18 protein-coding genes and 1 pseudogene are annotated in these 21,606 nt (G+C 55.4%); 16 read left to right on the forward strand and 3 right to left on the reverse strand.

Annotation, left to right across the window (positions count from 1 at the left end):
• Nucleotides 1-250 precede the first annotated feature (250 nt).
• The 7 genes from ACM6I0_RS30775 (at nucleotide 251) to ACM6I0_RS30805 (ending at nucleotide 9,078) form a co-directional block, all read left to right on the forward strand.
• A complete protein-coding gene (locus tag ACM6I0_RS30775) occupies nucleotides 251-1,852 on the forward strand; it encodes an ABC transporter substrate-binding protein (RefSeq protein ID WP_414924039.1) in 1,602 nt (533 codons plus the stop codon).
• A 172-nt stretch (nucleotides 1,853-2,024) separates the two neighbouring features.
• A complete protein-coding gene (locus ACM6I0_RS30780) occupies nucleotides 2,025-3,437 on the forward strand; it encodes an OprD family porin (protein WP_414924040.1) in 1,413 nt (470 codons plus the stop codon).
• Nucleotides 3,438-3,515: 78 nt separating this feature from the next.
• The gene (locus ACM6I0_RS30785) at nucleotides 3,516-5,111 is read left to right on the forward strand and encodes an ABC transporter substrate-binding protein (RefSeq protein ID WP_285430805.1); all 1,596 of its coding nucleotides are present in this window, start codon (nucleotides 3,516-3,518) and stop codon (nucleotides 5,109-5,111) included.
• A gap of 72 nt (nucleotides 5,112-5,183) precedes the next feature.
• Nucleotides 5,184-6,194, forward strand: coding sequence for an ABC transporter permease subunit (locus ACM6I0_RS30790; protein WP_259155329.1), 1,011 nt, complete (start codon nucleotides 5,184-5,186; stop codon nucleotides 6,192-6,194).
• A gap of 13 nt (nucleotides 6,195-6,207) precedes the next feature.
• The gene (locus tag ACM6I0_RS30795; protein ID WP_414924100.1) at nucleotides 6,208-7,119 is read left to right on the forward strand and encodes an ABC transporter permease subunit; all 912 of its coding nucleotides are present in this window, start codon (nucleotides 6,208-6,210) and stop codon (nucleotides 7,117-7,119) included.
• A gap of 10 nt (nucleotides 7,120-7,129) precedes the next feature.
• A complete protein-coding gene (locus ACM6I0_RS30800) occupies nucleotides 7,130-8,098 on the forward strand; it encodes an ABC transporter ATP-binding protein (protein ID WP_090175571.1) in 969 nt (322 codons plus the stop codon).
• Nucleotides 8,098-9,078 (forward strand): peptide ABC transporter ATP-binding protein, encoded by a 981-nt coding sequence (locus tag ACM6I0_RS30805; protein ID WP_046045819.1) that lies wholly within the window; start codon nucleotides 8,098-8,100, stop codon nucleotides 9,076-9,078. The genes ACM6I0_RS30800 and ACM6I0_RS30805 overlap by 1 nt, the downstream gene beginning before the upstream one ends.
• Nucleotides 9,079-9,200: 122 nt before the next feature.
• On the opposite strand, the gene ACM6I0_RS30810 is transcribed toward ACM6I0_RS30805, so the two are convergent.
• Both ACM6I0_RS30810 and prfC read right to left on the reverse strand, forming a co-directional pair.
• Nucleotides 9,201-9,452: a hypothetical protein gene (locus ACM6I0_RS30810; protein WP_414924041.1), complete on the reverse strand. Its 252-nt coding sequence runs from the start codon at nucleotides 9,450-9,452 to the stop codon at nucleotides 9,201-9,203.
• Between the two features lie 346 nt (nucleotides 9,453-9,798).
• Nucleotides 9,799-9,972: pseudogene (prfC, locus tag ACM6I0_RS30815) on the reverse strand (peptide chain release factor 3); the annotation flags it as partial.
• Between the two features lie 551 nt (nucleotides 9,973-10,523).
• Between prfC and ACM6I0_RS30820 the strand changes: the two are divergent.
• The 4 genes from ACM6I0_RS30820 to ACM6I0_RS30835 all read left to right on the forward strand — a co-directional run bounded on the left by ACM6I0_RS30820 (nucleotide 10,524) and on the right by ACM6I0_RS30835 (nucleotide 14,394).
• Complete coding sequence (locus ACM6I0_RS30820; protein WP_414924042.1) at nucleotides 10,524-11,624, forward strand: alpha-xenorhabdolysin family binary toxin subunit A; 1,101 nt, start codon at nucleotides 10,524-10,526, stop codon at nucleotides 11,622-11,624.
• Between the two features lie 17 nt (nucleotides 11,625-11,641).
• Nucleotides 11,642-12,646 (forward strand): alpha-xenorhabdolysin family binary toxin subunit B, encoded by a 1,005-nt coding sequence (locus tag ACM6I0_RS30825; protein ID WP_414924043.1) that lies wholly within the window; start codon nucleotides 11,642-11,644, stop codon nucleotides 12,644-12,646.
• Between the two features lie 132 nt (nucleotides 12,647-12,778).
• Entirely contained in the window at nucleotides 12,779-13,765 is a 987-nt protein-coding gene (locus tag ACM6I0_RS30830; RefSeq protein WP_414924044.1) for a hypothetical protein, read from the forward strand.
• A gap of 74 nt (nucleotides 13,766-13,839) precedes the next feature.
• Nucleotides 13,840-14,394, forward strand: a complete 555-nt coding sequence (locus tag ACM6I0_RS30835; RefSeq protein WP_285430795.1) for a dual specificity protein phosphatase family protein — start codon at nucleotides 13,840-13,842, stop codon at nucleotides 14,392-14,394.
• 66 nt (nucleotides 14,395-14,460) lie between these two features.
• On the opposite strand, the gene ACM6I0_RS30840 is transcribed toward ACM6I0_RS30835, so the two are convergent.
• Nucleotides 14,461-16,044 carry a peptide chain release factor 3 gene (locus ACM6I0_RS30840; RefSeq protein WP_414924045.1) on the reverse strand — a complete coding sequence of 528 codons (1,584 nt, stop codon included), beginning with the start codon at nucleotides 16,042-16,044 and terminating at the stop codon, nucleotides 14,461-14,463.
• 364 nt (nucleotides 16,045-16,408) lie between these two features.
• Here ACM6I0_RS30840 and ACM6I0_RS30845 point away from each other — a divergent pair, with 364 nt between their 5' ends.
• The 5 genes from ACM6I0_RS30845 to ACM6I0_RS30865 all read left to right on the forward strand — a co-directional run bounded on the left by ACM6I0_RS30845 (nucleotide 16,409) and on the right by ACM6I0_RS30865 (nucleotide 21,438).
• Nucleotides 16,409-17,125 (forward strand): ABC transporter permease, encoded by a 717-nt coding sequence (locus tag ACM6I0_RS30845; RefSeq protein WP_090175580.1) that lies wholly within the window; start codon nucleotides 16,409-16,411, stop codon nucleotides 17,123-17,125.
• A gap of 20 nt (nucleotides 17,126-17,145) precedes the next feature.
• On the forward strand, nucleotides 17,146-18,039 hold the full coding sequence (locus ACM6I0_RS30850; protein ID WP_285430793.1) for a glycine betaine ABC transporter substrate-binding protein: 894 nt from the start codon (nucleotides 17,146-17,148) through the stop codon (nucleotides 18,037-18,039).
• Nucleotides 18,040-18,051: 12 nt separating this feature from the next.
• Nucleotides 18,052-18,705 carry an ABC transporter permease gene (locus ACM6I0_RS30855; protein ID WP_090175586.1) on the forward strand — a complete coding sequence of 218 codons (654 nt, stop codon included), beginning with the start codon at nucleotides 18,052-18,054 and terminating at the stop codon, nucleotides 18,703-18,705.
• Nucleotides 18,702-19,871, forward strand: a complete 1,170-nt coding sequence (locus tag ACM6I0_RS30860; protein ID WP_208670009.1) for a betaine/proline/choline family ABC transporter ATP-binding protein — start codon at nucleotides 18,702-18,704, stop codon at nucleotides 19,869-19,871. Before ACM6I0_RS30855 ends, ACM6I0_RS30860 begins: the two co-directional genes overlap by 4 nt.
• A gap of 403 nt (nucleotides 19,872-20,274) precedes the next feature.
• Complete coding sequence (locus tag ACM6I0_RS30865) at nucleotides 20,275-21,438, forward strand: type III PLP-dependent enzyme (RefSeq protein ID WP_285430792.1); 1,164 nt, start codon at nucleotides 20,275-20,277, stop codon at nucleotides 21,436-21,438.
• Nucleotides 21,439-21,606: the final 168 nt, after the last annotated feature.

Genomic DNA, 21,606 nt, shown 5'->3' on the forward strand with positions numbered 1-21,606 from the left:
GCAGGAATCCGCCTACGTCCAAATCCGCTGCGTCGTACAGCAGAGGTTCAGGACGCGTCGCCTTTTCCCACGAGTCTTTCGGACTCTACGCATTTACTGCCGGACCCACGGTACATACCGTCGGGATCCGACCAGTTCATGTGTGGACTCTCGGTTCTTGCTGCACATGATGGTTTGAGATCAATGATGCCTCCACGTCCCAGGACGGGACGGCGGCTCATTGTCAAAACACTAAACAAGAGGGAGCGTCATGCGCCATACCTTGGTTTTATCCGCATTGCTGGGCACCGGCCTGTTGGCCGCCACTTCCATCAGCCAGGCCGCCAACAACAGCCTGGTGTTCTGCTCCGAAGGCAGCCCTGCTGGCTTCGATACCGCGCAGTACACGCCCTCGACGGATAACGATGCCGCCGAGCCGCTGTACAACCGATTGGCAGAGTTTGAAAAAGGCGCCACCAACGTCGTGCCAGGCCTGGCAACGAGCTGGGATATTTCCGAGGACGGCCTCAAGTACACCTTTCACCTGCGCGAAGGGGTGAAGTTCCACACCACCCAATACTTCACGCCAACCCGTGATTTCAACGCCGATGACGTGCTGTTCACGTTCAATCGCATGCTGGATCCACAGCAACCTTTCCGTAAGGCTTATCCGACAGAGTTCCCGTACTTCAACGGGATGAGCCTGAACAAGAACATCGCCAAGGTCGAGAAGACCGGGCCGCTGACCGTGGTCATGACGCTCAACAGCGTCGACGCCGCGTTCATCCAGAACATCGCCATGAGCTTCGCCGCCATTCTTTCCGCCGAATACGCCGACAAGCTGCTGGCCGAAGGCAAGCCTAGCGACATCAATCAGAAGCCCATCGGCACCGGCCCGTTCGCCTTCAAGAGCTACCAGAAAGACTCCAACATTCGCTACACCGGTAACAAGCAGTACTGGGACCCGAGCAGGGTCAAGCTCGACAACCTGATTTTCGCGATCAACACCGACGCCTCGGTGCGCGTGCAGAAGCTCAAGGCCAACGAGTGCCAGATCACCCTGAGCCCGCGCCCCGCCGACGTGGCCGCACTGAAGAACGACCCGAAACTCAAGCTCATCGAGAAGCCCGGCTTCAACCTTGGCTACATCGCCTACAACGTCCGCCACAAACCCTTCGACCAGCTCGAAGTGCGCCAGGCACTGGACATGGCCGTGAACAAACAAAGCATTCTCAACGCCGTGTACCAGGGCGCCGGCCAACTGGCGGTCAACGCCATGCCGCCGACCCAATGGTCTTACGACGACACGATCAAAGACGTTGCCTACAACCCGGAGAAAGCCAAGGAACTGCTCAGGGCTGCCGGCGTGAAGGAAGGCACCGAAATCACCCTGTGGGCGATGCCGGTTCAGCGCCCTTACAACCCCAACGCCAAGTTAATGGCCGAGATGCTCCAGGCTGACTGGGCGAAAATCGGCCTCAAGGTCAAGATCGTCAGCTATGAATGGGGCGAGTACATCAAGCGCACCAAGAATGGCGAGCACGACATCAGCCTGATCGGCTGGACCGGCGACAATGGGGACCCGGACAACTGGTTGGGCACGCTTTACAGCTGCGACGCCATTGGCGGCAACAACTACTCGATGTGGTGTGACCCCACTTACGACAAGTTCATCAAGCAGGCCAAGGTCGTCACCGACCGTGACCAGCGCACAGAGCTCTACAAACAGGCGCAGCACTATCTCAAGCAACAAGTGCCGATCACGCCTATTGCCCATTCGACGGTCAACCAACCGTTGAGCGCCAAAATCGAAGGATTCAAGGTGAGTCCTTTCGGTCGCAACGTGTTCTCGGGTGTCAGTATCGACCAATAACCGATTAGCCAGAAACGCTGGGGGCGCTTTGCGCCCTCAAGCAAGCGTATTGCCGTAATTCGCCAATCCGGCCTACAGCAAACGTTTGCCATGCCTTGAATGAGTTCTAAACCAAATAGCCGGATCACCCAAAAAGACCGGCATTAAAAAAAGAAAGTAAGGAGCTTCACCCATGAAACTGAGCAGCACCGCGTTATTGGCCCTGGCCATCAGCAGCGTAACCGCCACGGCTTACGCAGAAACCCAAAGCCAGGAATTCACCCCGGTTACGGTCAACACCAAAAGTGCTCAAGCCGATGCAACCGGTTTTGTCGAAGGCAGCACGGTGACTGGCAGCACGCGTAACTGGTACGCCAACGAACAACTGAAACGTGGTGGCAAGTTCACTTACCGCAAAGACGGTGTAGCGACCCCGACTGATCGTCGTATCAACTGGGTCCAGGGCACCATCGTCAAATACAACTCCGGCTTCACCGAAGGCACCGTGGGTTTCAGCACTGAAGTGGCGGCCTACAACGCTGTCGCGCTGGAACGTGACCGCGAGAACCTGGCGTCCAACAATGGCGGCGCACCGGGCTCTCGTCCAGGCGCGGGCAACAACCGTACCCTGACCAAAGAAGGCGGCGACGCCCAAGGTCAATGGAGCAAAATCGGCCTGGCCAACATCAAGGCCCGTGTCTCCAATACCACCCTGACCGCCGGCCGCATGAACTTCAGCAGCCCGCAGGTCGACGTCATCGGCAACCGTCCGCTGCCTTCGAGCTTCGAAGGTGTGGCGATCCACAGCGAAGAGCTGAACAACCTGGCTTTCGACCTCGGGACCTTTGACCGCGTTTCGCCGCGTACCGAAGAAAGCCTGAGCAAGTTCCGCTCCGAATACCAAAACATTACTGCTGAAACCGATCACGTTAATACGGCAGGCCTCACCTATACCCCTTTCGCCAGCCTGACCACCAGCCTGTGGGCGACCCAGGCAGAAGATTACTGGAACCAGTACTACTTCGGCGCCAGCCACGTGTTGGGTGACAGTTCGGTACTGAGCCTGACCACCGGCCTGAACTACTACAAAACCGTCGACCAAGGTAAAAAGCTGCTGGGCGAAATCGACAACCAAGCCGGCTCCCTGTCGTTCGGCCTGACTCACCAGGCTCACAGCCTGACTTTCTCGTACCAGGAAATTAACGGTAACGAGTACTTCGACTACCTGCACGAAACCAACGGCATCTACCTGGCCAACTCCCTGCTGTCGGACTTCAACGGCCCGAACGAGAAATCCTTCCAGATCGCCTACGGCCTGAACATGGCTGAATACGGCGTTCCAGGCCTGAAGTTCAACATTTACCAGGCTCGCGGCTGGGGCATCGACGGTACTCACTACACCGGTACTGCGTACGACGTTAAGAACATGGACGGCGAAACCCACTACGAATACGGCATCGGTTCTACGTACGCCATTCAGAGCGGCCCACTCAAAGCCACCACTGTTCGCGCGACCTATACCGCACACCGTGCCAGCCAAAACCAGGGTGATGGCAGCATCAACGAGTTCCGTCTCGTGACCACCATCCCGTTCAACATTCTGTAATGCACCTGCCGAACGGCTGATTCAGTGATGAATTGGCCGTTCGGCTTTTGTCCTTTAACCGATTGCAGAGGGTTCTTGATGAAAATGCTTCCCCTACGTGCGGCCATCGCCGCCGCGTTGCTGAGTGTCGCTGTTGGCGTCTCGGCCAAACCCCTGGTGGTCTGCACCGAAGCCAGTCCGGAAGGCTTCGATATGGTCCAGTACACGACTGCAGTCACCGCCGATGCGGTGGCCGAGACCATCTTCAATCGTCTGGCGGACTTCAAGCCCGGCACCACTGAAGTGATTCCGGCACTGGCCGACTCCTGGGACATCAGCGAGGACGGTCTGAGCTACACGTTCCACCTGCGCAAAGGCGTCAAGTTCCACACCACCGATTACTTCAAGCCGACCCGCGACATGAATGCCGACGATGTGGTCTGGAGTTTCCAGCGTCAGCTGGACCCGAATCACCCATGGCACAAACTGTCGAGCGTGGGCTTCCCGTACTTTGAAAGCATGGGCTTCAAGGAACTGCTCAAAAGCGTCGAGAAAGTGGACGACAACACCGTCAAGTTCACGCTGACCCGTCGTGAAGCGCCATTCCTGGCCGACATCGCCATGGCCTTCTCCTCGATCTACTCCGCCGAGTACGCCGACCAGTTGTTCAAGGCCAACAAGACCGGCGACCTGAACAACAAGCCCGTCGGCACCGGCCCGTTCGTGTTCCAGCGCTACAACAAAGACGCCCAGGTTCGCTTCAAGGCCAACCCGGACTACTTCCGTGGCAAGCCGCCAGCCGAAGCGTTGATCCTGGCGATCGCCACCGACAACAACGTGCGCCTGCAAAAGCTCAAGGCCAACGAGTGCCAGGTCGCGCTGTATCCGAAACCGGATGACATCCCGAGCATCAAGAAAGACGAAAAACTGAAAGTCGATGAAATGAACGCGATGACCGTTTCCTACATCGCCATGAACACCACGCACAAGTACATGAGTGACGTGCGCGTGCGTAAAGCCATCGACATCGCCTTCGACAAGGCCGCTTATGTCAATGCGCTGTTCGGCAAAGGCAACGCCACGGTCGCGGTCAACCCGTACCCGGACACGTTGTTGGGCTACAACCACGACCTGAAGAACCCGCCTCGTGACCTGGACAAGGCTCGCGCCTTGCTCAAGGAAGCCGGCGTACCGGAAGGCACCACGTTCACCCTGTTCACCCGTAACGGTGGTGGCCCGACCAACCCTAACCCGATGCTCGGCGCACAAATGATGCAGGCCGACCTGGCCAAGGTCGGGATCAAGATCGATATTCGCGTCATGGAATGGGGCGAAATGCTCAAGCGCGCCAAAAACGGCGAGCACGACATGGTTTCCGCCGGATGGGCGGGCGATAACGGCGACCCGGATAACTTCCTGACGCCTATGCTCAGTTGCGAAGCCGCCAAGAACGGCGAAAACTACGCACGCTGGTGCAATGACAAATTCCAGACGCTGATTGATCAGGCAAGGGCTAAAGTGAACCCGACGGAACGTGCAGCGCTCTACGAACAGGCCCAGGTGGTTTTCAACCAGGACCAGCCATGGATCAGCATGGCGCATACCCGTATGTTCACCGCAATGCGCAACAACGTAGAGGGCTATCACATTAGCCCCCTCACCACTAATAACTTCGCCACCACCCAGGTGAAGTAGATAAGAAACTACCGGCATTCCTGACCCAGGAATGCCGGGCACGCCTAACCGGCTGATGAGGTAGCACACAAGATGTTTAGTTTTATTGCCCGCCGATTGGGGTTATTGATCCCCACGTTCTTCGGCATCACCTTGCTGACTTTCGCGTTGATTCGCATGATTCCTGGCGACCCCGTGGAAGTAATGATGGGCGAACGTCGAGTCGACCCCGAAATGCATGCTCAGGCAATGGAACGCCTAGGTCTGAACAAACCGCTGTATGCCCAGTACATGGATTACATCGGAAAACTGGCCCACGGCGATCTCGGCGAGTCCCTGCGGACCCGTGAAAGCGTCTGGACCGAGTTCACCTCTCTCTTCCCCGCGACCCTGGAACTGTCCATGGCCGCCCTGTTATTCGCCGGCGTCCTGGGCCTGTTGGCCGGGGTGATCGCGGCACTCAAGCGAGGATCCCTGTTCGACCATGGGGTGATGGGCATCTCCCTCGCGGGATATTCGATGCCGATCTTCTGGTGGGGCCTGATCCTGATCATGTTCTTCTCGGTGTCCCTGGGCTGGACCCCGGTGTCCGGGCGGATCGACCTGCTCTACGACATCGAGCCGCGTACCGGCTTCATGCTCATCGACACGTTGCTGGCCGATGACGTCGGTGCCTTCTTCGATGCCCTGCACCACCTGATCTTGCCGGCCATCGTGCTCGGCACCATCCCGCTGGCCGTTATCGCGCGGATGACCCGCTCTTCGATGCTCGAAGTGCTGCGCGAAGACTACATCCGTACTGCCCGTGCCAAAGGCCTGTCGCCAGCGCGCGTGGTGTTCGTGCATGGCCTGCGCAACGCGCTGATCCCGGTACTCACCGTGGTCGGCCTGCAAGTCGGCACATTGCTGGCCGGTGCGGTCCTGACCGAAACCATTTTCTCGTGGCCCGGCATCGGCAAATGGCTGATCGAAGCCATTGGCGCACGGGACTACCCAGTCGTGCAGAACGGCATCCTGTTAATCGCCTGCCTGGTGATTCTGGTCAACTTCGTGGTGGACATCCTCTACGGCTTTGCCAACCCACGCATCCGTCATCAGCGCTGAGATCATCATGACCATGACCACTCCAATTCCAACGGTAGCAGTCGATCAAAGCCTGCTTTATCCGTCCCCGTACAAAGAATTCTGGCAAGCGTTTTCCAAGAACAAAGGCGCCGTAGCCGGCCTGCTGTTCATGCTGCTGGTGATTTTCTGCGCGATCTTCGCGCCTTGGGTTTCCCCGCATAACCCGAGCGAGCAGTACCGCGACTTCCTGCTGACCCCGCCGGCCTGGCTGGAAGGTGGGCAGATCCAGTTCCTGCTCGGCACCGATGAACTGGGTCGCGACCTGCTGTCGCGGCTGATCAACGGTTCGCGCCTGTCCCTGCTGATCGGCTTGTCGTCGGTGGTGATGTCGCTGATTCCGGGCATCCTGCTGGGTCTGTTCGCCGGGTTCTTCCCGCGCGTGCTCGGCCCGACCATCATGCGCCTGATGGACATCATGCTGGCCCTGCCGTCCCTGCTGCTGGCGGTAGCCATTGTCGCCATCCTCGGCCCTGGCCTGATCAACACCATCATCGCCATCGCCGTGGTTTCGTTGCCGTCCTACGTTCGTCTGACCCGCGCCGCGGTGATGGGCGAACTGAACCGCGACTACGTGACCGCCGCGCGCCTGGCCGGTGCCGGTCTGCCACGCCTGATGTTCGTCACCGTGCTGCCTAACTGCATGGCGCCGCTGATCGTTCAGGCCACCTTGAGCTTTTCCTCGGCGATTCTCGACGCCGCCGCACTGGGCTTCCTCGGCCTTGGCGTACAACCGCCAACCCCTGAGTGGGGCACCATGCTGGCTTCGGCTCGCGACTACATCGAACGCGCCTGGTGGGTGGTAAGCCTGCCGGGTCTGACCATTTTGCTCAGCGTGCTGGCAATCAACTTGATGGGCGACGGTCTGCGCGATGCGCTGGACCCGAAACTCAAGAACGCCGCCTGAGGAGATTCAAATGTCACTGTTAGAAATCAAGAATCTCAACGTTCGCTTTGGCGACAAGAACGCCGTTCCGGTTGTCGACGGGCTCGACATTACCGTGGACAAGGGCGAAGTCCTGGCCATCGTGGGCGAGTCGGGTTCGGGTAAATCCGTGACCATGATGGCGCTGATGGGTCTAATCGAGCATCCGGGGATCGTCACTGCCGATGCGCTGAATTTCGACGGCAAGGACATGCTCAAGCTCAGCAACCGTCAGCGTCGGCAAATCGTCGGCAAAGACCTGGCCATGGTCTTCCAGGACCCGATGACCGCGCTGAACCCGAGCTACACCGTCGGTTTCCAGATCGAAGAAGTGCTGCGCCTGCACCTGAAAATGTCCGGCAAGCAAGCCCGCGCACGGGCCATCGAACTGCTGGAAAAAGTTGAAATCCCGGGCGCCGCCAGCCGTATGGATGCTTACCCGCATCAACTGTCCGGCGGCATGAGCCAGCGCGTTGCGATCGCCATGGCGATTGCCGGCGAGCCGAAACTGCTGATCGCCGATGAACCGACCACGGCACTCGACGTGACCATCCAGGCCCAAATCATGGACCTGCTGCTGGCGTTGCAGAAAGAGCAGAACATGGGCCTGGTGCTGATCACTCACGACCTCGCGGTCGTGGCCGAAACCGCTCAGCGCGTGTGCGTGATGTACGCCGGCCAAGCAGTGGAAGTCGGTCAGGTGCCTCAGTTGTTCGACATTCCGGCGCACCCGTACAGCGAAGCGCTGCTCAAGGCGATTCCGGAACACAGCCTGGGCGCCACACGCCTGGCCACGCTGCCGGGTATCGTTCCCGGTCGTTATGACCGTCCGCAGGGTTGCCTGCTGTCACCGCGTTGCCCGTACGTGCAGGAATCCTGCCGTCAGCAACGCCCAACCCTTGACCCGAAAAGCAACAGCCTTGCCCGCTGCTTCTACCCGCTGAATCAGGAGGTGGCGTAATGGCCGTCGTACTTACCGCCCGCGACCTGACCCGTCACTACGAAGTGTCCCGAGGCCTGTTCAAGGGCCATGCGACCGTGCGCGCCCTGAACGGTGTGTCGTTTGAACTCGAAGCCGGCAAGACCCTCGCGGTCGTTGGCGAATCGGGCTGCGGCAAATCCACCCTGGCCCGTGCCCTGACGCTGATCGAGGAGCCGTCCTCCGGTTCCCTGAAAATCGCCGGGCAAGAAGTTACGGGGGCCGACAAGGCTCAACGCAAGCAGCTGCGCAAAGACGTGCAGATGGTGTTCCAGAGCCCATACGCTTCGTTGAACCCACGGCAGAAAGTCGGTGACCAGCTCGGCGAGCCGCTGCTGATCAACACCAACCTCTCCGCCGCCGAGCGTCGCGAGAAAGTGCAGGCGATGATGAAGCAGGTGGGCTTGCGTCCTGAGCACTACCAGCGTTATCCGCACATGTTCTCCGGCGGTCAGCGTCAGCGGATCGCGCTGGCCCGGGCGATGATGTTGCAGCCAAAAGTGTTGGTGGCGGATGAGCCGACATCGGCGCTGGACGTGTCGATCCAGGCCCAGGTGCTGAACCTGTTCATGGATTTGCAGCAAGAGTTCAACACCGCCTACGTGTTCATCTCGCACAACCTGGCGGTGGTGCAACACGTCGCCGATGACGTGATGGTGATGTACCTCGGTCGCCCGGTGGAAATGGGTCCGAAGAACGACATCTATGAGCGCCCTCTGCACCCGTACACCCAGGCGTTGCTGTCGGCCACCCCGACCATTCACCCGGACCCGAACAAGCCGAAAATCAAGATTGTCGGCGAGTTGCCCAACCCGTTGAACCCGCCGTCGGGTTGCGCTTTCCACAAGCGCTGCCCGTACGCGACCGAGCGCTGCAGCACTGAAGAGCCGGCCCTGCGCCTGCTCGACAGCCGCCAGGTTGCGTGCCACTACGCCGAGCAATTCCTCGACGGCGCGGCATAACAAACTGTGGGAGCGAGCCTGCTCGCTCCCACAGGGAAAGATGACCTGTTCAGTAACCCCTTCTGCTTCGATTGCGCATCAATCGGAGCAGAAGGGGTTTTCTTTTGCCCGCGATTTAGCGGCTAGGTCTGACCGTCGTCCGCTTCGTCACTGTCGGGCTCGTCCGTGGTCGAATCGTCATCGCCTTTGCTTCCGCCCTGATCCTGATCACCCGGTTCAGAATCGGATTTGGCAATCATCTGGCCCGTGTGCATCGCCTGCCCGCTGGACGCATGTTCTCCCTGATCCGTGCACTGCGCCCAAGCTGCAGACATGCTTACGGACAGCATCACCAAAACCTTTAGCAACAACACAACGCGTTGAAAAATGCTCATAGCCGAATCCATCCTTTCTTGAGGTAAAGCATGGTTGCCTGTCGGAGCGCTGATTGAAATCTAGTTCTGATCGGCGCAGTTCTCCAGATAGGACGCTAATGAATAGACGGAATGCCGCTGATGGGGAGATTGGTTTTGAATAATCGCTATGGCGAACAGTTATTTCGAATCCTGAAACGATCCCGTGTGGGAGCGAGCTTGCTCGCGATTGCGGTCATCTATTCAACACTACAGGCGACTGAACGGACGCCATCGCGAGCAAGCTCGCTCCCACAAGGGGATTGCTTCAGGCAATAAAAAGCCCCGGTGCTTTCGCAACGGGGCTTTCGGCGTTTCAGCTCAGCGCTTAGTGATGCTCACGCGTCGCACGGAATTTCACATCCGGCCAGCGCTCTTCCATCAGCGCCAGGTTGACCCGTGTCGGCGCCAGGTAGGTCAGGTGACCGCCGCCGTCGATAGCGAGGTTTTCCACCGCCTTGTTGGAGAATTCCTCAAGCTTCTTCTTGTCGCTGCAGTCGATACAGCACCCAACAGCACTACATGAATGGCTCGTTGAAAAACCCTCACGGAACTCTCCTTTTCAATCGGTGGGTTTCATCCTGCATCCCAAAAGCTAGACCCAATACGCGACTCTCGCCAAAAAATGGTCAGTCAGGTTAGTCCAACGCTTACTAAAGCCTTGGACCAAACCGAGTTGACGACTTGGATAGTGCCGCGGCCTTTGATGCTGACTCCGTGATAATCGACTAAAAACCAACACCGTAATGTAATAGTAAAACATTGATTCGACAACGAACTATTTCAATAGGAAATCACTCCAGCATTTATTATTACTAAATTGTTGACTCATCCGCTGGATTGATGAGGCGAAACTATGGAATTTTAATATAAAGCAACAACACTCAAATCCCTAGCGCGCCTAAATTTTTGTTTTTATTGCACTATCCCTACCACACCATCAACAAGCCTATAAATGCAAATTGTCAACTGTCACAAATGACAGTATACCGTTTTAAGAGTGCTTGCTAGATTCGACAACGTATTAACGCCATTTAATAAAAGGAACACCTCATGAGCACCGATATTGAGTACACCCCTCCGAACGCCAAAGTAACCAGCAACGATGTCGATAAAGTAAGAAAGTATGTAAATACTGGATTATCACTTCCCACGACACTAGACAGCATCAACATTGCGTATCACGGTGCCGTTAACGACGATGGCATTAGCGCTGCAGATCTTTTGACCACGTTTGTCAATATCAATAGACATGCCAGTCAGTGGTCAACTCTAGAAACTGACATCATAAAGGTTGCTGTTTCTCTTAAAAGATTTGCAGGCGACCTTAAGGACTATACAGAACCTGCAATTGACGAAATCAAAGAAATGGAGGGCTACAATGATTATGCACTTAAAACCAGTAGCCTGACGGAAGATCAGATCAGTATGTTTCGATCCCCTCTAGACGAGGGAGATACCAATACAAAAAACACGTATGCGACTATCGACGAGTACGTAACCTCAATCATTCAATCCATTCAGAGCAAACAAACTGAAGCAACTAAAATAAAAGACCAATTAGTGGAATTTGACAAAAACCTGAATTCGATTGAAGTAGATGTGGGTCAGAAGACTGCGAAAGCACTCGCATCAAAGACATTGCAAGAACTAAGAGACATCACGGCAAAACTTGTCACCATTAACAATTCGATCAGTGATCTAAGAAAAGAATCAAAATATAGCGTTGGCGAGTGGTTTATGTTTGCCACTATTGCATTTCCAGTGATAGGTGTACCGCTGTGCGCCTCATACTTTGGCAATAGAGACAGTGAATATAGTTCTAAAATCAACGACCTGCACAATGAAGAAAACACGTTATTATCCAGGCAAGCCGAGCTACAAAAAGTAGCCGCAGTACTTAATAACATTCAATCCGCGATGCGTAGCCTTGGCATTTTTACACGCGGCGCCATCGAAGGCTTGATGCAAATTGAGACACTGTGGGGTACAACGCTTAAGGAAGTGATCGCATCGAAAAACATACTGAGCAAAACTAAAGATTTCAGTGAACTTACCATCTTTATTATAAAAATGACCACTGTGCTCAATCGATGGAAAAAGATCAATGATTACATGGCAGATATGACAACCGCCTTTAGCCAAAGAAACTAATTTTGGAGGACGAAAAAATGACCATCGAATTGCCCCCCTGCTGTAAACCTAACATTCTAAAAGCGCGCATCCTGATACGCGAGTACGCGAACATCAAACTGAGCAACGCCTATATTCCAGCGCTAAGTCAAGAGTTCCAAAGCATTAAAATCTCACTCGACGATGCCGATCGAGTTTTTAATGAATCCCTAAGCAACGTATCAAGCATTTTGGATGACAGCGAAATCAGAGACTACTTAAAAGTCCTCAAGAGCAACGTTCAAGAGTCTACTATCATCCCTTTTAAAAAGGAGCTGAAAAAGGCTCTTGAAACACTCAAGTCAGAACTTGAAGCGCTTACCCGCCGAATGAAGGCTGCTTTGGGTAATTTTGAAACAGCTACTATCTCCGACTATTCTGGGGAGCTTTCCACTCTGGAATCTGAGCGCATCAAATTATTAAGCAACCTTCCCAGCGACCAAAAAAAACTAAGCACCCTTCGGGAGCAATATGACGTGCTTGAAAAGGCAATCATCGAGTTCCAGTCAAAAACGTTCATCGATAGAGGTCAGCCAATTTTTGACGAGCTACAAAAAGCAGTCACAGAAGTTGTTGACCAACCCTCTGAAAAGACGAAAACGGCGGTCAAGGCAGGTATGAATATTGCGCAAAGTCTGCTTAACATTGCGAATGAGAACCTTAAGTATAATAACTTGATTGAGGCGCGCGACAAACTGTCCGGTGAAATTAACATCTGGCAGTCACAAATGAACTACGAGCAAAAACAGGTCAATATTATAGATGACAAAAAATCACAACTGATGGCACTTTTTGACATTATCGACCCCCGTAAGCTTTATGTAGTAGAAAGCCAAAAAATTATTGGCACACTTATAAAACTTATAAACCATGTTTTTTTTATAAATAGCGATTTAACTACTACGGAAGGACTGGTTGCCGTGGCAGATAAGCTTCTGGAAAATTACCCTGCGTTCCCGGACCATATTGACTCACTCGCGTATTATTGGTTACGCGACGCGTAATCATGTAAGCAGCCAATACTCTTAACCGCGACAAAAAGTGCATTTCCTGGTGTTTTCAGGGAGTCAGTTGTAAACATGACATAGCTCAACCTACCTATTTGACAAGTCGAATTTTATAACGAGGAACACAACATGGATAGTTCAACAATCAATCTTTTCTTAGAAGAAGAGGCGTCTACCTGCTTAGATACGAAGTGGAGCTATTGGGCGTTAATTGAAAATTCCGAAGGATGGCTGTGCGCACTTCTCGGCTCTGTCAGTTGGTTTGAGGAGTGCTGGCCTCATCTGCCGCACTACTGGTCAGGCGACAGCAAGAAGCTTAAACAATTCGCTCAAGACACCATTACCTATTCAAACACACGCAAATATCTTGGTGCAGAGACTTTAGCCGTACGAAGTAAACTATTAAATATAGCGGAAAATATTCAACTTTTTGGCGACTCAGTCATTAAGGCAATCGATGGCACCTCCGCAGGCACCAACACTCAAAACCTCAGCCAGGCACAGATAGATGACTTTAACTCTTCGTTATTGAGCATTGAAGATTCTGGTTGTGTGCAGAGCTTTTCAAGTCATATGGACGCACTTCGAGAGTCCATTTCCGGCGCTCTGGATGACGTCTCTACATTTCAAAGCAAGGTGTCAAAACTAAAGTTTCTTTTAGCTAACAACGTGCGCCCCAATGTTGAGGGAGCGCTAGCCTTTAGTTACCCGCGCGAAACATCCTCAATAAATGACGCTCGCACAAGAATAGAAGAAGGGAAAAAAAATGGAACATCTATCGAAAAAGCACTCTTTGCAGAACAAATGTTTTTAGACCTGCGAAATGCTCAAGCCAAAGCAAAGCATGAGGAGGTTAGTTCACCTCTGATGTTTGACTACCTACTAATGGCTTTCTTAGAACTTTCTGAATCCATATCTCGCGTGCAGCCAGCCCTGTCAAAATTTGAATTGCTCTGGATAGAAACGAGCAGCTTTATTCTTAATTCAAAAGACAATGTCAACACTATCAAAGACATAAAGATGCTTAAAGTCTTTAGGGTAAGAATGAAAAAAATCATGGAAGACTGGAACAATGTAAAAACAACCCTAGGTGCTCAACCCGTGATTAGGCAGTAAAAAAATACACCTACATTCGCTCGAGCATCTCCCCGCACTTTATGGACCTGAATAATTAAACAACGAGAGTTAAAATGAAAATAAAAGTCAGCACGCTCCCAGGCTACGTAGCAAAACTATCGCATGGCAAATTGGTTGTGTACCAAAACTGGGTGACATTCGATAAAGGCACGACCAAGGTATTCCGAAGTTCACAACCCTACTACAACGACAAGGATGACACGCTTCAAAAATTTGACGCCTCGGCTATTACACTTCTAAAAAACTACGGAATCAAAGGCATTATCAGCCTGAATCAAAAGCTATTAGAGGGCACTAGTGCATCTGAATTAAGCAAGGAAAGTATCACCTATCACCATCTTGAAGTTAAAGACTTTAATACCCCTACAGCCCAAGAGCTCATGCAGGGTTGCAAGGCAATCGATAGTGCCCTGAGCAAAGGGAATGTTTTGGTCTATTGTGGCTTTGGCCAGGGAAGAACAGGGACGATGATGACGGCTTATGAAATATACAAACTTCCCAAAGGAAGTGCGGCCTCCAAGCTAGAAGCCGTTATCGCCGCGTCTACTGCAGAAATCGATGACCAGGAAAAAAGCCTGCGCGCACTCTACAAGCTACAAAACCCGTAGTAAGACAGCCCCGCTTTGAAAATGAGAGTGGCCATCATGACCACTCTCTATTCGCTCCTGCGGCGCTTAGTGATGCTCGCGCGTCGCACGGAATTTCACATCCGGCCAGCGCTCTTCCATCAGCGCCAGGTTGACCCGTGTCGGCGCCAGGTAGGTCAGGTGGCCACCGCCGTCGACCGCCAGGTTTTCCACGGCCTTGACCCGGAATTCCTCAAGCTTCTTTTTATCGTCGCAATCAATCCAGCGCGCGGAATACACGGTGATCGGCTCGTAGGAGCACTCGACCTTGTATTCCTCTTTCAAGCGGCTGGCGACCACATCGAACTGCAGCACACCAACGGCGCCGAGGATGATGTCGTTGCTGCGCTCGGGGAAGAACACCTGGGTCGCGCCCTCTTCCGCCAATTGCTGCAAGCCCTGGCGCAGTTGCTTGGATTTGAGCGGGTCACGCAGACGCACACGACGGAACAGTTCCGGGGCGAAGTGCGGGATGCCGGTGAAACCCAGGACTTCGCCTTCGGTGAAGGTGTCGCCGATCTGGATGGTGCCGTGGTTGTGCAAACCGATGATGTCGCCGGCAAACGCCTCTTCCAGCTGCTCACGCTCGGAGGAGAAGAAGGTCAGCGCATCGCCGATCCGCACGTCCTTGCCGGTGCGCACGTGGCGCATCTTCATGCCCTTTTCGTACTTGCCGGAGCAGATACGCATGAAGGCGATACGGTCGCGGTGTTTGGGGTCCATGTTCGCCTGGATCTTGAACACGAAGCCGGCGAATTTCTCTTCGACTGGCTCAACGGTGCGCTCGTTGGCGACACGGGCCAACGGTTTCGGCGCCCAGTCGACCACGGCGTCGAGCACGTGATCGACACCGAAGTTGCCCAAGGCCGTACCGAAGAACACCGGGGTCAGTTGGCCGTCGAGGAACTCCTGCTGGTTGAACTCGTGGCAGGCGCCCTGTACCAGTTCCAGCTGATCGACGAAACGATCGTACTCGTCGCCCAAATGCGCGCGAGCTTCATCGGAATCCAGCTTCTCGATGATTTTCACATCGGTGCGCTCGTGGCCGTGACCGGCGGTGTACACGATGATGTAGTCGTCGGCGAGGTGATACACGCCCTTGAAGTCGCGGTAGCAACCGATCGGCCAGGTGATCGGCGCAGCCTTGATCTTCAGGACCGCTTCGATCTCGTCGAGCAGCTCGATCGGGTCGCGGATATCGCGGTCGAGTTTGTTGATGAAGCTGACGATCGGCGTGTCACGCAGACGGCAAACGTCCATCAGCGCGATGGTCCGTGGCTCTACACCCTTACCGCCGTCGAGAACCATCAAGGCCGAGTCCACCGCCGTCAGTGTGCGGTAGGTATCTTCGGAGAAGTCTTCGTGGCCCGGGGTGTCGAGCAGGTTGATCATGTGGTCGCGATACGGGAACTGCATGACCGACGTGGTAATGGAAATACCCCGTTGTTTTTCCATTTCCATCCAGTCGGAGGTGGCATGGCGGTCGGACTTGCGAGACTTCACCGTGCCCGCAATCGCAATCGCCTTGCCCATCAGCAAGAGCTTCTCGGTGATGGTGGTTTTACCGGCATCGGGGTGGGAAATAATGGCGAAAGTGCGGCGTTTCGCGACTTCGGCGGCCTGTTTGGTCATGGGAAATCGCCTGGCAGGTGATTCAAAAAAGGGCGGCGAGTATAGCGCAAACCGGCATCGACGGACCACCGTTCGCCCTGTCGCCAATGGCGATTGACGGCTCCCTGAAGGATCAACGGTGGCTAAATGCTGCTAAATATGGAACCTTTTAAAAGGTGGAGGCGTCCACTCCCCTGTTACAGCACTCGTAGCAGGGTTTGAAAAATCTGCAAGTTAGCCTGACGAGGCTGCGCTTATGGCTCGATTCATGTCCCTTTGCGGACATAGAACGCGCTGCTTCTCGCGAACGCTTATGACCGGCAGCCAGCAATGGCATTGCCATAAAGGACTGCGTTCGCCGACCAAGAAAAAAAGGAGTCCGCCTGTGGCTATTCGCTATGGCAAGGGGCTTATTGGAGGTGCGGTTGTCGTCGCTCTCCTGGCCCTGCTGGTCCACTGGATTGGCATCAATACGATCGAACATTACCGCGACGATTTGTTGTTTTACCTGCAAGCTCATCTGATTCTCGTCCTTGTCTCCATGCTGGCCGCCCTTGTCGTGGGCATACCCGCCGGTATCTTCCTAAGCCGCCCGACCATGGTCGACCGTGCTGAACGCTTCATGCAGATCTTCAACATCGGCAACACTGTGCCGCCTCTCGCCGTACTCGCCATCGCCCTGGGGATTCTGGGCATCGGCAGCGGTCCCGCGATCTTCGCCCTGTTCCTCGCCTCGCTGTTGCCGATCGTGCGCAACACCTATGAAGGCCTGAAAAACGTCCAGGGTTCACTCAAAGAAGCGGCGGTCGGTATCGGCATGACACCGACTCAGGTGCTGTGGCGGGTCGAATTACCCAACGCCGTACCGATCATCATTGGTGGCGTGCGCGTGGCCCTGGCGATCAACGTCGGGACGGCACCGCTGGCGTTCCTGATTGGCGCCAACAGCCTGGGCAGCCTGATTTTCCCTGGCATCGCCCTGAACAATCAGCCGCAACTGCTGCTCGGCGCGGCCTGCACCGCCTTGCTGGCCTTGCTGCTCGACGGCCTGGTGACACTCGCCAGCCGCCTCTGGCTCGAACGCGGCCTACGCCCGTCTTAAGCCTCGGCAAAGGAATAATCATGAAACGACTGACCTTTATATTGGGCTGCGCCCTGCTGTTCGCAGGAATCGCCCAAGCCGCTGAAAAACCGGTAATCCGCATCGGCGCCCGGGTGTTCACCGAACAGACCTTGCTGGCTGAAATCACCTCTCAATACCTGCGTACCAAGGGTTATGACACTCAAGTCACCGGCGGTCTGGGCAGCAACCTGGCCCGCAGCGCCCACGAAAGTGGTCAGCTGGATCTGATGTGGGAATACACCGGCGTCTCGCTGGTGGCGTACAACCACATCACGGACAAGCTCGACAGCGCCCAGTCCTACGCCAAGGTGAAAGAACTCGACGCGAAAAAAGGCCTGGTCTGGCTCACTCCGTCGAAGTTCAGCAACACCTACGCCCTGGCGCTGCCGGAAAAAACCGCGAAGGCTTATCCGCAGATCAACACCATCAGCGAGCTGAACACGGTGTTGCAGGCTGAGGCGAAGTCAGATCACCTGGTGGCGCTCGACACCGAGTTTGCCAACCGTTCCGACGGACTGGACGGCATGGTCGAGCTCTACGGCATGAACCTGACCCGCAAGAACATCCGCCAGATGGACGCCGGGCTGGTTTACACCGCGTTGCGCAATAGCCAGGTGTTTGCCGGTCTGGTCTACACCACCGATGGTCGTTTGAACGCCTTCAAGCTCAAGCTGCTCGAAGACGACAAGCACTATTTCCCGGATTACACCGCCGCGCCCGTGGTGCGTCAGGACTACCTCGACGCCCATCCGCAACTGGCGCAAGAGATCAAGCCGCTGGCTGAACTGTTCGACGACGCCACCATGCGCCAGCTCAACGCGCGGGTCGATGTCGATCACGAAAGCCCTTCATCCGTTGCCGCAGATTTCCTGCGCCAGCACCCTATCAACTGAGGAGGAAAAGCCATGGAATTTTTGAACGCCTTTTCCCATCTCGACTGGCCGCTGGTGCTGCACCTGACCTGGCAGCACATCACTCTGGTCGGCATTGCGGTGACGCTGGCGATCCTCGTTGGCGTGCCGCTCGGCGTCCTGATGACGCGCTTCCCTACCCTCGCCGGTCCGCTGCAAGCCAGCGCCACGGTGTTGCTGACGGTGCCGTCGATTGCCTTGTTCGGCCTGCTGCTGCCGTTCTACTCAAAGTTCGGCCAGGGCCTGGGCCCGATGCCGGCGATCACCGCGGTGTTTCTGTATTCGCTGCTGCCGATCATGCGTAACACCTACCTGGCGCTGACCGGCGTCGACCCTGGTATTCGCGAAGCCGCCCGCGGCATCGGCATGACCTTCGGCCAGCGCCTGCGCATGGTCGAACTGCCCATCGCGGTGCCGGTGATCCTCGCTGGCGTGCGCACCGCCGTGGTCATGAACATTGGTGTCATGACCATCGCTGCGACCATCGGCGCCGGTGGCCTCGGTGTACTCATTCTCGCTTCAATCAGCCGCAGCGACATGTCGATGCTGATCGTCGGCGCCGTGCTGGTCAGTCTCCTGGCCATCTTCGCCGACCTGCTTCTGCAATGGCTGCAACGCACGCTGACTCCAAAAGGACTGCTCAAATGATCGAACTTCAAAACCTCAGCAAGACCTTCCAAAGCAACGGCAAAGACGTAAAAGCCGTGGACTCGGTAAGCCTGACCGTCAATGAAGGCGAAATCTGTGTGTTCCTCGGGCCATCGGGCTGCGGCAAAAGCACCACGCTGAAGATGATCAACCGCCTGATCAAGCCGACCTCCGGCAAGATCCTGATCAACGGCGAAGACACCACCGATCTCGACGCGGTGACCCTGCGCCGCAACATCGGTTATGTGATCCAGCAGATCGGTCTGTTCCCGAACATGACCATCGAGGAAAACATCACCATCGTTCCTCGCCTTCTCGGCTGGGACAAACAGAAATGCCACGACCGCGCCCGCGAGTTGATGAGCATGATCAAGCTGGAACCCAAGCAGTACCTGAATCGCTATCCGCGTGAGTTGTCGGGTGGCCAGCAGCAGCGAATCGGCGTGATTCGTGCGCTGGCGGCCGACGCCCCGTTGTTGTTGATGGACGAACCGTTTGGCGCGGTCGACCCAATCAACCGCGAGATGATCCAGAACGAGTTCTTCGAGATGCAACGGGCGCTGAACAAGACGGTGATCATGGTCAGCCACGACATCGATGAAGCGATCAAGCTGGGCGACAAGATTGCGATCTTCCGCGCCGGCAAGCTGTTGCAGATCGATCACCCGGACACCCTGCTCGCGCACCCGGCGGATGACTTTGTCAGCAACTTCGTCGGCCAGGACAGCACCCTCAAGCGCCTGTTGCTGGTGAAAGCCGAAGACGCGGCGGACAATGCTCCGTCGGTCAGCCCGCAAACACCTGTGGCCGAGGCCCTGGAGTTGATGGACGAACTGGACCGTCGCTACGTGGTGGTCACCGACGGTGAGAACAAGGCGCTCGGTTATGTACGACGTCGCGACCTGCACCGTCAGACCGGGACGTGTGCGCAATACTTGCGCGAGTTCAATGCCACGGCGGCGTTCGACGAACATTTGCGCATCCTGCTGTCGCGCATGTACGAGTTCAACCGCTCGTGGTTGCCGGTGATGGATGCCGAGCGGGTGTTCCTTGGTGAAGTGACGCAAGAATCGATTGCCGAGTATCTGAGCTCCGGTAAGTCCCGTGGCGGCAAGACCAGCATTGTTTCGCCGGCCGAAGTTGCCGAACAGGCTGCAATGGTCTGACCTCCCGCACTGATCGTCCCCCTCTTTGAGACGCAGAGCGTCTCTTGATGCATTCCCACGCAGAGCGTGGGAACGATCATTTGGGGGAACATCACACTGTCATGCAGGTCGGTTACATCAGTAACTGTCGAGGACCGCACGACGGAAGCGTGCAAAAACGCGACATTTTTAGTTGATCTCAAGCCCCTCACGCCCTAAAGTTCGCGCCGAACGTCCATGCTGGAAACGATCCATCCGGCTCAAGTACTGACGACGAGACAGCAAGGCCAAGGGAAGCACCGCTCCCCATGGCCTTTTTGCTTTCGGCGACATGCCTTGGGAAGTAGGCGAACCAAAGTGGGGATACGGAGGACGTTCATTTGCACCCATTGTTAATTTCAGTTTGCCAGTAGGAGTTCCCAGCATGTCGATCAACGTCGAAGACTATTTCGCGCGCGATACCTTCAACAAAATGAAGGCGTTCGCCGACAAACAAGAAACCCCGTTCGTGGTAATCGACACCGCGATGATCAGCCAGGCCTATGACGACCTGCGCGCCGGTTTCGATTTCGCCAAGGTCTACTACGCGGTCAAGGCCAACCCGGCCGTCGAAATCATCGACCTGCTCAAAGAGAAAGGCTCGAACTTCGACATCGCTTCGATCTATGAGCTCGACAAAGTGATGAACCAGGGCGTTGGCCCGGATCGCATCAGCTACGGCAACACCATCAAGAAATCCAAGGACATCCGCTACTTCTACGACAAGGGCGTGCGTCTGTATGCCACCGACTCCGAAGCCGACCTGCGCAACATCGCCAAGGCTGCTCCGGGTTCGAAAGTCTACGTGCGTATCCTCACCGAAGGCTCGACCACCGCTGACTGGCCTCTGTCGCGCAAATTCGGCTGCCAGACCGACATGGCCATGGACCTGCTGATCCTCGCTCGCGACCTGGGCCTGGTGCCTTACGGCATCTCGTTCCACGTCGGCTCGCAACAGCGCGACATCAGCGTCTGGGACGCGGCAATCGCCAAGGTCAAAGTGATCTTCGAGCGCCTGAAAGAAGAAGACGGCATCCACCTGAAGCTGATCAACATGGGTGGCGGCTTCCCGGCCAACTACATCACCCGCACCAACAGCCTGGAAACCTACGCAGAAGAAATCATCCGTTTCCTCAAGGAAGACTTCGGTGACGACTTGCCGGAAATCATTCTGGAACCAGGCCGTTCGTTGATCGCCAACGCTGGCATCCTGGTCAGTGAAGTGGTGCTGGTCGCTCGTAAATCCCGTACCGCGGTAGAGCGATGGGTATACACGGACGTGGGCAAGTTCTCCGGCCTGATCGAAACCATGGACGAAGCCATCAAGTTCCCGATCTGGACCGAGAAGAAAGGCGAGATGGAAGAAGTGGTCATCGCCGGCCCGACCTGCGACAGCGCCGACATCATGTACGAAAACTACAAGTACGGTTTGCCGCTGAACCTGGCGATTGGTGATCGTTTGTACTGGTTGTCGACCGGTGCCTATACCACCAGCTACAGCGCGGTTGAATTCAATGGCTTTCCGCCGTTGAAGTCGTTTTACGTGTAAGCGCAAAACACAGAAATCAAAAAGCCCATGACGTGTCATGGGCTTTTTTATGCCTGAATGATCGTTCCCACGCTTTGCGTGGGAATGCAGCCCAGGACGCTCCGCGTCCAGTCAAAGCCGAACGCAGAGCGTCCGTTGAGGCATTCCCACGCAGAGCGTGGGAACGAT

This window comes from Pseudomonas sp. IT-P294 (assembly GCF_949767865.1).
In the GTDB taxonomy this organism is placed as follows: domain Bacteria; phylum Pseudomonadota; class Gammaproteobacteria; order Pseudomonadales; family Pseudomonadaceae; genus Aquipseudomonas.

What these genes read in the sequence shown, in the direction of transcription:
- ACM6I0_RS30775 (WP_414924039.1), top strand. Translation starts at nt 251, where the DNA reads ATGCGCCATACCTTGGTTTTATCCGCATTGCTGGGCACCGGCCTGTTG.
- ACM6I0_RS30780 (WP_414924040.1), top strand. Translation starts at nt 2,025, where the DNA reads ATGAAACTGAGCAGCACCGCGTTATTGGCCCTGGCCATCAGCAGCGTA.
- ACM6I0_RS30785 (WP_285430805.1), top strand. Translation starts at nt 3,516, where the DNA reads ATGAAAATGCTTCCCCTACGTGCGGCCATCGCCGCCGCGTTGCTGAGT.
- ACM6I0_RS30790 (WP_259155329.1), top strand. Translation starts at nt 5,184, where the DNA reads ATGTTTAGTTTTATTGCCCGCCGATTGGGGTTATTGATCCCCACGTTC.
- ACM6I0_RS30795 (WP_414924100.1), top strand. Translation starts at nt 6,208, where the DNA reads ATGACCACTCCAATTCCAACGGTAGCAGTCGATCAAAGCCTGCTTTAT.
- ACM6I0_RS30800 (WP_090175571.1), top strand. Translation starts at nt 7,130, where the DNA reads ATGTCACTGTTAGAAATCAAGAATCTCAACGTTCGCTTTGGCGACAAG.
- ACM6I0_RS30805 (WP_046045819.1), top strand. Translation starts at nt 8,098, where the DNA reads ATGGCCGTCGTACTTACCGCCCGCGACCTGACCCGTCACTACGAAGTG.
- ACM6I0_RS30810 (WP_414924041.1), bottom strand. Translation starts at nt 9,452, where the DNA reads ATGAGCATTTTTCAACGCGTTGTGTTGTTGCTAAAGGTTTTGGTGATG.
- ACM6I0_RS30820 (WP_414924042.1), top strand. Translation starts at nt 10,524, where the DNA reads ATGAGCACCGATATTGAGTACACCCCTCCGAACGCCAAAGTAACCAGC.
- ACM6I0_RS30825 (WP_414924043.1), top strand. Translation starts at nt 11,642, where the DNA reads ATGACCATCGAATTGCCCCCCTGCTGTAAACCTAACATTCTAAAAGCG.
- ACM6I0_RS30830 (WP_414924044.1), top strand. Translation starts at nt 12,779, where the DNA reads ATGGATAGTTCAACAATCAATCTTTTCTTAGAAGAAGAGGCGTCTACC.
- ACM6I0_RS30835 (WP_285430795.1), top strand. Translation starts at nt 13,840, where the DNA reads ATGAAAATAAAAGTCAGCACGCTCCCAGGCTACGTAGCAAAACTATCG.
- ACM6I0_RS30840 (WP_414924045.1), bottom strand. Translation starts at nt 16,044, where the DNA reads ATGACCAAACAGGCCGCCGAAGTCGCGAAACGCCGCACTTTCGCCATT.
- ACM6I0_RS30850 (WP_285430793.1), top strand. Translation starts at nt 17,146, where the DNA reads ATGAAACGACTGACCTTTATATTGGGCTGCGCCCTGCTGTTCGCAGGA.
- ACM6I0_RS30855 (WP_090175586.1), top strand. Translation starts at nt 18,052, where the DNA reads ATGGAATTTTTGAACGCCTTTTCCCATCTCGACTGGCCGCTGGTGCTG.
- ACM6I0_RS30860 (WP_208670009.1), top strand. Translation starts at nt 18,702, where the DNA reads ATGATCGAACTTCAAAACCTCAGCAAGACCTTCCAAAGCAACGGCAAA.
- ACM6I0_RS30865 (WP_285430792.1), top strand. Translation starts at nt 20,275, where the DNA reads ATGTCGATCAACGTCGAAGACTATTTCGCGCGCGATACCTTCAACAAA.